General features: G+C 71.6%; 11 protein-coding genes. 3 read left to right on the top strand and 8 right to left on the bottom strand.

The window, feature by feature from the left end:
- Positions 1-76: 76 nt before the first annotated feature.
- Both FS641_RS02995 and FS641_RS02990 read left to right on the top strand, forming a co-directional pair.
- Positions 77-3535 (top strand): proline dehydrogenase family protein, encoded by a 3459-nt coding sequence (locus FS641_RS02995; protein WP_144759605.1) that lies wholly within the window; start codon positions 77-79, stop codon positions 3533-3535.
- A 182-nt stretch (positions 3536-3717) separates the two neighbouring features.
- Positions 3718-4158 (top strand): VOC family protein, encoded by a 441-nt coding sequence (locus tag FS641_RS02990; RefSeq protein WP_144759602.1) that lies wholly within the window; start codon positions 3718-3720, stop codon positions 4156-4158.
- A gap of 84 nt (positions 4159-4242) precedes the next feature.
- Here the strand turns inward: FS641_RS02990 and FS641_RS02985 are convergent, their stop codons facing one another.
- A complete protein-coding gene (locus FS641_RS02985) occupies positions 4243-4674 on the bottom strand; it encodes a thioesterase family protein (RefSeq protein ID WP_144759598.1) in 432 nt (143 codons plus the stop codon).
- The gene (locus tag FS641_RS02980) at positions 4671-5243 is read right to left on the bottom strand and encodes a QsdR family transcriptional regulator (protein WP_144759595.1); all 573 of its coding nucleotides are present in this window, start codon (positions 5241-5243) and stop codon (positions 4671-4673) included. The genes FS641_RS02985 and FS641_RS02980 overlap by 4 nt, the downstream gene beginning before the upstream one ends.
- A gap of 47 nt (positions 5244-5290) precedes the next feature.
- On the opposite strand from FS641_RS02980, the gene FS641_RS02975 reads away from it, so the two are divergent.
- Complete coding sequence (locus FS641_RS02975; RefSeq protein ID WP_144759592.1) at positions 5291-6484, top strand: acyl-CoA dehydrogenase family protein; 1194 nt, start codon at positions 5291-5293, stop codon at positions 6482-6484.
- 130 nt (positions 6485-6614) lie between these two features.
- Here FS641_RS02975 and FS641_RS02970 read toward each other — a convergent pair whose 3' ends face one another.
- From FS641_RS02970 to FS641_RS02945, 6 genes are all read right to left on the bottom strand, one after another.
- Positions 6615-7487, bottom strand: coding sequence for a patatin-like phospholipase family protein (locus tag FS641_RS02970; RefSeq protein ID WP_144759589.1), 873 nt, complete (start codon positions 7485-7487; stop codon positions 6615-6617).
- Positions 7488-7521: 34 nt separating this feature from the next.
- Positions 7522-7800 (bottom strand): helix-turn-helix domain-containing protein, encoded by a 279-nt coding sequence (locus FS641_RS02965; protein WP_186317546.1) that lies wholly within the window; start codon positions 7798-7800, stop codon positions 7522-7524.
- 184 nt (positions 7801-7984) lie between these two features.
- Complete coding sequence (locus FS641_RS02960; protein WP_144759583.1) at positions 7985-9253, bottom strand: sugar ABC transporter permease; 1269 nt, start codon at positions 9251-9253, stop codon at positions 7985-7987.
- On the bottom strand, positions 9250-10014 hold the full coding sequence (locus FS641_RS02955; protein ID WP_144759909.1) for an ATP-binding cassette domain-containing protein: 765 nt from the start codon (positions 10012-10014) through the stop codon (positions 9250-9252). Before FS641_RS02955 ends, FS641_RS02960 begins: the two co-directional genes overlap by 4 nt.
- A 138-nt stretch (positions 10015-10152) precedes the next feature.
- The gene (locus FS641_RS02950) at positions 10153-11262 is read right to left on the bottom strand and encodes a sugar ABC transporter substrate-binding protein (RefSeq protein WP_144759580.1); all 1110 of its coding nucleotides are present in this window, start codon (positions 11260-11262) and stop codon (positions 10153-10155) included.
- Between the two features lie 160 nt (positions 11263-11422).
- Positions 11423-12595, bottom strand: coding sequence for an ROK family transcriptional regulator (locus tag FS641_RS02945; protein WP_144759577.1), 1173 nt, complete (start codon positions 12593-12595; stop codon positions 11423-11425).
- Positions 12596-12702 lie beyond the last annotated feature (107 nt).

The raw sequence follows: 12702 nt of genomic DNA, 5'->3' as shown, positions 1-12702 counted from the left end.
AGCGTAGTGCAACTGAACGGATTGCATCAGCAACAATCGCTTCCGCTACCGGAACTCCAGGCAGCACACTGGCCCCATGACCGACGTCCAGTCGCGCACCGATGCGCACGCCGCTCCTGCCCCCGACGCCCTCGCCGACGAGTCCGTCGCGCTCGTCCGACAGTGGCTCGCGGAGGCCGAGTCGTACCCGGTCGACGGCTCGGCCAAGCAGCTCGCCGGCGTCCTCGCCGACCCGAAGGGCCTGGCGTTCGCCGTCGGGTTCGTCGACGGGGTCGTCCGTCCCGAGGACCTCGGCGTCGCCGCACGCAAGCTCCGCGCCATCGCGCCGGACGCGCCGGGGTTCCTGCCGGGCGCACTGCGCGGTCTGGTGCGCCTCGGTGGCGGACTGGCACCGAGCCTCCCGGGGGTCGTCGTGCCGATCGCCCGACGGGTGCTGCGGAACATGGTCGGCCACCTCATCGTCGACGCGACCGACGCCAAGCTCGGCCCGGCCATCGCGAAGATCAAGCAGGACGGCATCCGGCTCAACGTGAACCTGCTCGGCGAAGCCGTGCTGGGGGAGCGTGAGGCGGCCCGCCGGCTCGAGGGCACCCACGCGCTGCTGGCCCGCGACGACGTCGACTACGTGTCGATCAAGGTCTCGTCGACGGTGCACCCGCACTCGCCGTGGGCGTTCGACCACGCCGTCGAGGACATCGTCGCCAAGCTCCGGCCGCTGTTCGCGCGAGCTGCCGCCTCGTCGCCGGCGAAGTTCATCAACCTCGACATGGAGGAGTTCAAGGACCTCGACCTGACGATCGCGGTCTTCACGGAGCTCCTCGACGAGCCGGCGTTCCTGCACCTCGAGGCCGGCATCGTCCTGCAGGCGTACCTGCCCGACGCCCTGTCCGCGATGCAGCACCTGCAGGAGTGGTCCGCCGCCCGCCGGGCCCGCGGCGGTGCCGGCATCAAGGTCCGTCTCGTGAAGGGCGCGAACCTGCCGATGGAGCAGGTCGAGGCATCCGTGCACGGCTGGCCGCTCGCCACCTGGCACACCAAGCAGGACTCGGACACGAACTACAAGCGCGTCCTGGACTGGGCGCTCACCCCGGACCGCGTGGCGAACGTGCGGGTCGGCGTCGCCGGGCACAACCTGTTCGACGTCGCGCACGCCTGGCTGCTCGCCGGTGCGCGCGGGGTGCGAGACGGGATCGAGTTCGAGATGCTGCTCGGCATGGCGCAGGGGCAGGCGGCCGCCGTGCGGAAGACCGTCGGGTCGCTGCTGCTCTACACGCCGGTCGTCCACCCGGGGGAGTTCGACGTCGCGATCGCGTACCTGATCCGCCGACTCGAAGAGGGTGCGTCGCAGGACAACTTCATGTCCGCGGTGTTCTCGTTGCACGACTCGCCGTCGCTGTTCGCCAGGGAGGAGTCGCGGTTCCGCGCGTCGCTCGCGCCGCTGGCCCTGCCTGATGGCCTCGACGCCCCGGCGTCGCACCGGGTCGCCGACCGCTACGCAGCCGTCGGTCGCCCCACGCCCGGCCACTTCGAGAACACGCCGGACAGCGACCCCTCGGTCGCCGCCGTCCGCGCATGGGGCGCTGCCATCACGGGCAGGATCGCGTCGTCGACGCTGGGCGCCTCGGCCGTCCGGGAGGCCCGGGTCGACTCCGCCGCGCAGCTCGACTCCCTGCTGGGGCGCGTCAAGGCCGCTGGTGCCGTCTGGGGGACCTGGTCCGGTGCGGCGCGCGGCGCGGTGCTCCACGCTGTCGGCGACGCGCTCGAGGCGAACCGGGCAGCGCTCGTCGAGGTGATGGCCGCTGAGACCGGGAAGACCATCGACCAGGCCGACCCCGAGGTCTCCGAGGCCGTCGACTTCGCCCACTTCTACGGAGAGCTCGCCGCGGCGCTCGACGACGTCGACGGTGCCACGTTCACCCCGGCAGCGCTGACGCTCGTCACACCGCCGTGGAACTTCCCCGTGGCGATCCCCGCCGGGTCGACGCTCGCGGCCCTCGCCGCCGGGTCCGCCGTCGTGCTGAAGCCCGCGCCGCCGGCCGCTCGTTGCGGCGCTGTGCTGGCGTCGGTCATCGAGACCGCGCTCGACGCGATGGGTGCCCCGGCCGACGTGCTCGCGTTCGCCGAGGTCTCGGAGTCTGATCTGGGGGCGACGCTCGTCGCCTCGCCCATGGTCGACCGGGTGATCCTGACCGGTGCGTACGAGACAGCATCACTGTTCCGCTCGTTCCGTGAGGACCTGCCGCTCCTGGCCGAGACGTCGGGCAAGAACGCGATCATCGTGACGCCGTCGGCGGACCTCGACCTCGCCGTGAAGGACGTCGTCGCCTCGGCGTTCGGCCACGCCGGACAGAAGTGCTCGGCGGCGTCGCTCGTCGTGCTCGTCGGGTCGGTCGCACGGTCGCGGCGCTTCCACAACCAGCTCGTCGACGCCGTGTCCTCGTTGACCGTCGCGTACCCCTCCGACCCCACGTCGCAGATGGGCCCGGTGATCGAACCCGCGTCCGGCAAGCTGCTCGACGGCCTGACAAAGCTCGAGCCCGGGCAGCGCTGGGCCGTGGAGCCGCGACAGCTCGACGACACCGGTCGCCTCTGGAGCCCCGGCGTCCGCGGCGGCGTCCAGCGGGGCTCGGCGTTCCACCGGACGGAGTACTTCGGCCCCGTGCTCGGCGTCATGCGCGCGGCGACCTTGGAGGAGGCGATCGACATCGTCAACGAGGTCGACTACGGCCTCACCTCCGGACTGCACTCCCTCGACCCGTCGGAGATCGGCACCTGGCTGTCCCGCGTCGAGGCCGGCAACCTCTACGTGAACCGCGGCATCACCGGGGCGATCGTGCGTCGGCAGCCGTTCGGCGGGTGGAAGAAGTCCGCCGTCGGCGCCGGGACCAAGGCCGGCGGCGTCAACTACCTGTTCGGGCTCGGGTCCTGGTCGTCGTCGCCCGCCACCGCGGGAGCGCCGGTGTCGGCTGCGGTGTCATCGTTCCTCCGCGCGGCCGATGTGACCTCGGGCTCGCTGTCCCGTGCGGTCGCGTCCGACGAGCTCGCGTGGACGACGCTGTTCGGCGTGGCGACCGACGTGTCCGCGCTGTCGGCGGAGCGGAACGTCGCCCGGTACCTGCCGTACCCGGGAGTGCACGTGCGGCTCGCGGACGACGCGGTCGAGGACGTCGAGTCGCTGGTCCGGGTGGTCGCCGCGGCGCTCCGGGCGGGCACGACGATCGACGTCTCCGCCGCCGGGGAGGTGCCCGCCGCGATCGCCGGCCTGAGCTGCGTGCGGACGGTCACCGCCGGGGAGTCGGACGCGGCGTTCGGCGCCCGGATCGCCCGCGGTCCGTCGACCCGCGTACGGCTGATCGGCGGATCGGCGTCCGCGCTGTACGAGGCCGTCGACGGGCGTCCGGACGTCGCCGTGTACGCGGAGCCGGTCACGGAGGCCGGGCGAATCGAGCTGCTGCCGTTCCTCCGCGAGCAGGCGGTGTCGATCACGGCGCACCGGTTCGGCACGCCGAACCACCTGACGGACGACCTGATCTAGGGGCGGTCGGGCACCTCCCCGAACCCGTCGCACTCCGCTGTGAACATTGCACCCCGTTCCTTCGGGGTGCGATGTCGTTGCGGGAGTGCCAAGCCGTGTGGGTGGCCGACGCCGCGTGTGTCGATGTCCGATCTCCGAGCCGGCCCGGGCCGCTCCGAGTCGGCGGGCGTTGGGTGGACGGCATGAGTGAACCGATCGCCCGTCCCACCGCCCTCGCCCACGTCCGCGTGACGGTCACCGACATCGCCCGGAGCAAGGCGTTCTACCAGCGCCTGCTCGGGACCGATCCGGCGATCGACTTCAGCGACCAGGTCGACGAGCCCGGCGTCCGCGAGGACCGCGCCCGCTTCTACGGCGGCTGCGTGTTCCGCCTCGGTGACCAGGTCTTCGGTCTCCGTCCCGTGGCGCCGGCGGGGCAGCGGTTCGACCCGGACACCGTCGGGCTCGACCACGTGAGCTTCGTCCTCGGCAGCGTGGACGAACTGCACCAGGCAGCGGCGCGGCTCGACGAGGCCGGGATCGAGCACGGGGAGGTCACGGACCTCGGCGACGCCGGCATGGTGATCCTGTCCGTGCAGGACCCGGACGACATCAACCTGGAGTTCGCCGCGCTGAGCAGCTGACCCGGCGCGTTTCGCACCCGCACACGGACATCGCACCCCGCTCCGCCGGGGTGCGATGTTCGTTGCGGGGTGCGAACGGGGGCGTCAGGCGTCGACGGCGACCATCGTGCTCGTGACGAGGGCGCGGAGGTCGTCCGGCAGGGGGACCGGGCGGCGCGCGCCCTCGCGGTCGATGACGACGTGCACGAACTCGCCCGTCGCGAGCAGCACCCCGTCGGACTGCCGGAACAGCCCGAACTCCCACGACAGGCTCGTGGTCCCGAGGTGCTTCGAGCGCATCCCGACCTCGATCACGTCGGGCCACACCGCCGACTCGACGAAGTGGCAGCTCGAGGTCACCAGCACGGCGATCCAGGACGAGGTGAAGGGGTCGAGGCCTGCTTGCTCCCGGAACCAGTACGTCGACGCGTTGTCCATCGCGCTGTAGTAGATCGTGTTGTTGACGTGCCCGAACATGTCGTTGTCGTTCCACCGCGTGGGGTAGCTGCGGCGGAACGGGTACTCGTCGATGGTCATCGGTCTCCGATCAGCTGGGGTGTGGGGACGGGGCGGAGGACGTACGCGAACGTCCTCCGTGCCCGGACGGGATCGGGGGTCTCGCCCGAGATGAGGTCGGCGTAGGTGAAGGACTCCGAGATCCTGACGAGCAGCCGGGCGAGCTCCTCGGCGGAGAGCGGCGCCGGGTCGATCTCGGCGGACACCAGCGCGGTGACCGCGGTGAGGAGCCGGCTCTGCACGTCGCTGTCCGACGTGGTCAGGAGCCGCAGCGCGCGGGCGGGTTCGCGGGTCAGGAAGGCCCGGAAGTAGGGCGCGGCGATGAGGTCCGTCGTGAACCGGTCGAGCACGTCGACGACACGGGCGGCACCGGACGGCGCCGCGGACCGGGAAGCGTGCTCGAGCGTCGGGACGGCGAGCGACCAGAGGATCTCCGACAGCAGGCGGTCGCGGTTGCCCACCCACCGGAACAGCGACGTGCGGTCCACCCCGAGCGACGTCGCCAGGGCGCCCATGTCGATCCGTGCGCCGGCGATGAAGGTGCGGCGAGCCTCCCGGAAGGCGCGCAGCGCGGATTCCGTCTCGTACACGCGAGCCTCCCTTGCAACGTTTCCGAGAATGATGCATCGTAGTCCTCATGTCAACGACGACCCCCACCGTCACCGCCCTCGAATCGGACTTCTACGGCTTCGCCCAGCAGCTGAGCGACGATGAGCGCGCGTCCCTCGCGCGGCTCCGTGAGTACCTCGAGCGGGAGGTCGCGCCCATCGCCGACGAGTACTGGGCGCGCGCGGAGTTCCCGATGCAGGTCATCGCGCCACTCGCGGAGCTGGGGATGTACGGGCCGGGTGTGCCGCTCGTCCGGCAGTTCGCGAACTCGGCCGTGTACCGCGGGTGGGCCGCGCTCGAGCTCGGGCGTGTCGACGCCAGCGTCGCGACCTTCATCGGGGTGCAGTCCGGCCTGGCGATGAACTCGATCGCGGTGGCCGGCAGCGACGAACAGCAGCAGGAGTGGCTCCCGCGGATGGCCCGCGGCGAGGTCGTCGGGGCGTTCGGGCTGACCGAGCCGCTGTCCGGCAGTGACTCCGCGAAGGGCCTCCGCACCACCGCGCGTCGTGAGGGTGACGAGTGGGTGCTCGACGGCGAGAAGCGGTGGATCGGCAACGCCACCTTCGCCGACGTCGTCGCGATCTGGGCGAAGGACGTCGAGGACGGGCAGGTCAAGGGCTTCCTCGTCACGACCGACAGCGCCGGGTTCACGGCGACGAAGATCGAGGACAAGATCGCGCTCCGCGGCGTGCAGAACGCCGACATCGTGCTCACCGGCGTGCGGGTGCCCGAGTCGCGACGGTTGCAGCGTGCGACGTCGTTCCGCGCCACCGCCGAGGTGCTCCGGCTCACCCGGACCGAGGTCGCGTGGCAGGCCGTCGGCATCGCGGTCGGGGCGTACGAGGCGGCACTGTCCTACGCCCGGGAGCGGATGCAGTTCGGCAAGCCCATCGCCGCGCACCAGCTCGTGCAGGACCTCCTCGTCAAGTCCCTCGCCAACATCACCGCGTCGATCGCGCTCTGCACGCAGGCCTCCGCGATGCAGGACGCCGGGACCGGGGGCGACGAGCACTCGGCGCTGGCGAAGGCGTTCGCGACGGCCAAGATGCGGGAGACGGTGGCCTGGTGTCGCGAGGTGCAGGGCGGGAACGGCATCGTGCTCGACAAGGGCGTCGCGCGGTTCTTCGCCGACGCCGAGGCGATCTACTCGTACGAGGGCACGCGTGAGGTGAACACGCTCATCGTCGGTCGGGCGATCACGGGGCAGGCCGCGTTCGTCTGAGTGCGGCGCGCGGGTCGCGGGCGCGGGGGGCCGCGGGTCGCGGGGGTGAGTCGACTCGGAACGACAGCATCGACGTCGTACGACAGCGACCGTGTCGTTCCGAGTCGACCGCGCCCGCCGCGCCCGCGCCCTACGCCCAGAACGCCGCGACCTGCTCCGCGATCGCGCTGCCCTGCGCGTGCCCGGCCTCGGCCGAGGGTCGCTGCGTCGACAGTGCGAGCGAGTTCGTGCCGAACGCCGCCGTCGACGCGCTGTCCGCCACGACGACCTCGACGCTCGACCCGCCCGCGCGCAGGGCCTCCACCGACTGGTCGAGCCACGGCCCGAGCGGCGACGGCGCCTCCGGCCCGCAGGCGATGACGAGCACGCGCTCGTAGCCCGCGGCGACGTCGGCGTTCGTCGCGGAACGCATCCCGCCGTCGATGTACGGGCGCCCGTCGACGTCGACGGGCGACCAGACGACGGGGACCGAGCAGCTCGCGGCGACGGCTCGGGGGAGCGGCACGCCGTCCGCCGCGGAGAGCACGTGGAAGCTCCCGTCGACGGCGTCGATCGCCGTGATGCCGAGGGCGCGCTCGGGCCAGACGGTCGACGGCAGGGTCTCGGAGAAGGTGGCGACGCGTTCCTCACCCGTCTGTCCCTCGGTGACCTGCTGCGCGAGGCGCCCGAGTCGAGCGCGGGCGTCCTGCTCCGAGGTGGCACCGGCGAGGGCCTGCCCGATCTGTTGCTGCACGGCCTGGGTGTCGATGGGGGCGGGTTCCTCGTAGGTCGTCGCCACCGGCGCGGTCTGCTGGGCGAAGGCCTGCGCGATGCCGCCGTGTCGGACGAACGTGCCGACGACGCTGCCGGCGCTGGTGCCCACCACGAGGTCAGCGGCTCCGAGGTCCACGCCGGCGTCCTCGAACGCGGACAGCACCCCGAGTTCCCACGCGATCCCGGCGACGCCACCGCCTCCGAGGACGATCGCGCGGGTACCGGCAGCGGGCGGGACTGGTTGGCTCATGCACCATGTCTACCAACCCGCGGTGTCCGGCGGGTCACCCGGCGGCGAGTGCCCCGAGGGCGCGGAGCTTGTGGCCGAGCTCGAACCGCTTCCGGTCCCGCAGGTGCACGAGGTAGTCCGCCTGCACGAGCGCGTGCAGCAGCCGGTAGGCGGTGGGCAGCGGGTACCCGGTCGCTTCGGCCACCTCCTTGGCGGTCGCGCCACCGCGGAGTGCCACGACCTCGAGGATCGCGAGGGTCTTCTCGACCGTCTGCACCGTGCCGGTCGGTGGTGCAGCGGTCGTCGGTTCCGGCTGGAGCGGAGCTTCCCTCATGCGCATTGGATGATGGTCCTCCCGTCGGGGTGCGCTGGCAAGAGCCGGTCCTGGAGGCTCGGGGCCGGGTCCGACCCGCGGCCGGCGGTGCGTCTGCACCGTCGGCCGCGATCGGGCCCTGTTTCCGCGGGCGCGTCCGGGCTCGGGCGGCGCCGTGGCTGGAGCGGGTGGCGCCGGTCCGGGCTCAGGCCGCGCCGTGGCTGGCGCGACTGCGCCGGGACAGGGAGTCGATGATGACGGCGAGCAGGAGCACCGCGCCGGTGATCATGTAGCGGATCGACGAGTCCAGGCTGAGCAGCGTCAGACCGTTCGAGATCGACTGGATCACGATGATGCCGAGTAGTGCGGACCAGGCGCTCCCACGGCCGCCGAACAGGCTCGTCCCGCCGATGACCGCGGCCGCGATCGCGTTGAGGTTCGTGTCGCCGGCGCCGGAGGACAGGCTCGCGGAGTTGAGTCGCGCCGCCGCGAGGATGCCACCGACCGTGGCGAAGAGCGAGGTCAGGACGAACACGGAGAGGTAGATCCGGTTCACCCGGATGCCGGACCGTCTGGCGGCCTCGACGTTGCCGCCGACCGCGTAGACCGACCGTCCCCACCTGGTGCGCTTCAGGAGGAAGTTCATGAGCACCACGAGCACGACGAAGAACACGAACGACGTGCCGGTCCCGAAGTCCCGCGAGAGGTACCAGACCATCAGCCCGAGGCCGACGAACAGGGCGACGGACTTGACGATCGTGAGCGACATCGCCCCGGTGGACAGCCCGGCCCGGCGCCGCCGACGGGCTCGCCGCAGGTCGGTGACGAAGAGGCCGCCCGCGGCGACGGCGGCGAGCAGGTAGGCGAGCCACGGCGGCAGGTACGACGCCGAGGCGAACTGCACGATCGGCGACGTGTAGGGCAGGTTGATCGACCCGTTCGGGCCGAGGATGAGCAGCTGCAGGCCGAGGAACCCGAGCAGACCCGCGAGTGTGATCACGAAGCTCGGGACGCCGAACCGTGTGAAGAGCAGCCCGTAGAGGAGCCCTGCGGCCGCACCGACGGCCAGTGCCACGACGAGGACCAGCCAGAGCGGCCACCCCAGCGTGGTGAGCCCCTGACCGAGGATCGCTGCCGCGAGTCCGCTGACGCTGCCCACGGACAGGTCGATCTCGCCGAGGAGCAGCACCAGGACGATGCCGATCGCGATGGTGCCGACCGCCGCGCACTGGAGCGCCAGGTTGACGAGGTTGCCAGGGGACAGGAAGTCGGGCGAGAGCGCCTGGAACACCGCCCAGATGACGATGAGCCCGACGACCACGGGCAGCGATCCGATGTCGCCGCCGCGCACCCGTCGGACGAAGGCCTTCGCGGCACCGCCGATGCCCTGGTCGCGGAGGAGGCGCTCGTCCTGCAGGTCGGCGGCCGACGGGGTCGGGGTCGCCGCGGTGAGGGTCTCGTCGGTCTTGCTCATGCTGTGGTCTCCTGCTCGGTCCGCGCGGCGGCGCGACGGGTGACGGCGTTGTCGGTGGCGCCGGTGATGGCCGCGATGATCTCCTCGTAGGAGACGTCGTCGATGCGGAACGTGCCGTTGTTCCGACCGAGGCGCAGCACGGCGACCCGGTCGGCGACGGCCTGGACGTCCGCGAGGTTGTGGCTGATGAGGACCACGCCGAGTCCCCGTTCCCGCAGACGCTCGACCAGGTTGAGCACCTCGGCGGTCTGCGCGACGCCGAGGGCCGCGGTGGGCTCGTCGAGGATGACGACCTGCGGCTCCCCGATGAGCGACCGGGCGATCGCGACCGTCTGCCGCTGGCCGCCGGAGAGCGACGCGATCGGGATCCGGACGGACGGGATCCGCGCGGCGAGCTGCTGCAGCAGCTCCCACGACCGTCGTTCCATCTCCTCCTCGTCGAGGAGGGGGTGGGCCACCTCGCGGCCGAGGAACAGGTTCGACACGACGTCGAGGTTGTCCGCCAGGGCGAGGTCCTGGAAGACGGTCGCGATCCCGAGGGTCTGCGCGGCGGCGGGGTTCGGGATGCTGACCTCGGCACCGTTGAAGGTGATGGTCCCGCCGTCGGGCGTGTACACGCCGGCGAGGATCTTGACGAACGTCGACTTGCCGGCGCCGTTGTCGCCGACGATGGCGATCACCTCGCCGGCGTGGACGTCGAAGTCGATGTCGCTGAGTGCCTGGACCGCGCCGAAGCGCTTCGTGATGCCGCGCAGGCTCATCACGGGTTCGGCGGTGGTGCTGCTGGGGACTGCTGGCTCGGTGGTCACGGGTGTCGTCCTCGATCGGTGAGGCCCGCCCGGTCCGTGCTCGGGACCGGGCGGGCGGGCTGTTCGGTGGGGTCGGACCGGCTCCGCGGCCTACTTGACCCCGGCCTCGTCGCACGCCGAGGCGTACTGCGACGTGCAGATCTGCGAGACCGTGTAGAGGCCGTCCTTGACCACCGTCGACTCGACGTTCGTGGTGGTGACGGCGACCGGCTTCAGCAGCGTGGACTGCACGGAGTCGCCCTTGGCGGTCTTCACGGTCGTGTCACCCTTCGGGCTCTTGCCCTGCGCGAACTGGATCGCGAGGTCGGCGGCCTGCGAGGCCTCCGGCTTGAACGCCTTGTAGACCGTCATGTACTGCTCACCCGCGAGGATGCGCTGGATGCCGGCGAGGGACGCGTCCTGACCGGTCACCGGGGGCAGCGACTGTGCGCCCGCGGACTTGAGCGCCGCGATCACGCCGCCGGCGGTGTCGTCGTTCGCCGCGTACACACCGGTGATCTTGTCCGCACCGAGCTTGCTGATCTGCCCGGATGCCCAGTCCTGCGCCTTGGCGGGATCCCAACCGGGTGTGTCGTACTCGGCGAGCACCTTGTAGCCGCTGTCGTCGATGACCGAGTGCGCTCCCTTCTTGAACTGGGAGGCGTTGTTGTCCGTGGGGGAGCCGTTCACCATGATGATCCCCGACCCGGCGGCGACGCCCTTCGCCTTGAGGGCGTCGACGAGTGCCTGTCCCTGGAGCTGGCCGACCTTCTCGTTGTCGAACGAGATGTAGTAGCTCAGGTCCGGGCTGTCGATCAGGCGGTCGTAGGAGATCACCGGGACCTTCTTCGCCTTGGCCTGTTCGACGATGGACGCAGCCGCCTCGCCGTCGAAGGGGTCGAGGACGAGGACCTTGACGCCCTGGGTGAGCATCGACTGTGCCTGCTGCAGCTGCTTGGATGCGTCGCCGTCGGCGTTCGCGTAGACGACGGAGCAGCCGCTGCACTGCTTCTTCACCTCGGCGGTGAAGAGCGGTCGGTCGGCGCTGGCGTACCGCGCGGTGACGGAGTCGGGGAGGAGCAGACCGATCTTCGCCGTCGACGCATCGCCGCTGCCGGACGCGGTGCCCGCGCCGGCGCCGTTGGAACACCCCGCGAGGGTGGTGATCGCGAGCAGCAGGGCGCCGACGCCCAGCATGGCTCGTGTGGTGGCTTTCTTCATTGAAACGTCCTCCAACAGGTGGACCGCCTACGTTGGCGGTGCCCTGAGTGTGGCAGCGAGCCTCCTTGGCTGCAAGACTTGAACGCAAGGTTCGTCGGGCAACACCGAAATCGTTATCTTGCGGCAGCCGGAGCCAGCGTGCCGAACCGACCGCGCGTGGTCAGCGCGGCTGCGTGACGTCGACCGCCTCGATCGCCATCGCGAGTGCCCCGGTGACCGCGGCCTTCTCGCCGAGCTGGCCCTGCACGACGTCCGGCGTGCCGTCGGTGTCGACGATGAGCGAGGACTCGAGCGCGTGCCGGAGCGGACCGAGGAGGAGCTCGCCCGCGCGCGCGAACTCGCCCGTGACGACCAGCCGCTCCGGGTCGAGCAGGTTGCACAGGCCGACGGCCGCCGTCCCGATCGCGCGCCCGGCGTCGGCGATCGCGCGGATGCACCTGTCGTCGCCGGCCATCGCCCGGAGCACGAGGTCGGCGAGCTTCAGGGTGCCCACCGCGTCCCGGACGCCCTCGAGCACGGCAGGCGCGCCGGCGACCGCTTCCAGGCAGCCCCGGGCACCGCACCGGCAGACCGGCCCGTGCGGCAGGACGGGCGTGTGCCCGAACTCGCCCGCGACCCCGTGGTGCCCGCGGAAGAGGTGCCCGTCGAGGATCAGACCCGCGCCGATGCCGTTGCCGACGTCGAGGGTCACGACGGTGCTCCGACCCCGTGCGGCACCGCTGCGGTGCTCGGCGAGTGCCGCGAGGTTCGCCGAGTTGTCGACCTGCACGGGCTTGTCCAGGCGTCGGGACAGCGAGTCGCCGAGGGGGACGCCGTCCCAGCCACGGAGGATCCCCCCGCGCGCCGTCATGCCCGTGCGTCGGTCGACGGGAGCGGCCACCGCGAGGCCGACCGACAACACCTCGTCCATCGACGACTCCACGGCCTCGACCATGTCCATCACGAGCAGCGCGGTCTTGTCGAGCTCGGCGTCGGCGCGGTGGTCGCGGGCGAGTGGCATGTGCCGTTCCGCCAACACCGTGGCGTTGAGGTCGGACAGGGCGACGCGGAGGTGCCGCGGCGCGACGTGCACGCCGGCCACCAGCCCGAGGCCGTGCGGCAGGGTCACCCGAAGGGCGCGTCGGCCGCTCGACGTGCTCGGCGTTGCATGCAGCGCCCCGGTCGCGACGAGCTCCTTGACGATGTTCGACACCGTCGCCGGCGACAGACCGGTCACCCCCGCGAGCTCCACCTGCGTCAGCCCGCCGTGCCGCTTCACCGCCGCGACGATGCGACCCCGGTTGGCTTCACGCAGTGAAGTCTGGTTCCCCGGTCGGTGGCGTTGCTCTGGCACGGGGACAGCGTAGTCACCCCCTCCGGAGCGTCACCGGTGGAGGCTGGGCACGTCGCCCGCGAGCGGGGCGCCCTCGAACCGTGCCGCGTGCGGCGACTGTCCGGATC

It is taken from the genome of Curtobacterium sp. 9128, assembly GCF_007673775.1.
Lineage (GTDB): Bacteria > Actinomycetota > Actinomycetes > Actinomycetales > Microbacteriaceae > Curtobacterium.
Note: the sequence above shows the minus strand (reverse complement) of the source record. Positions and strands in the feature narration are given on the sequence as shown.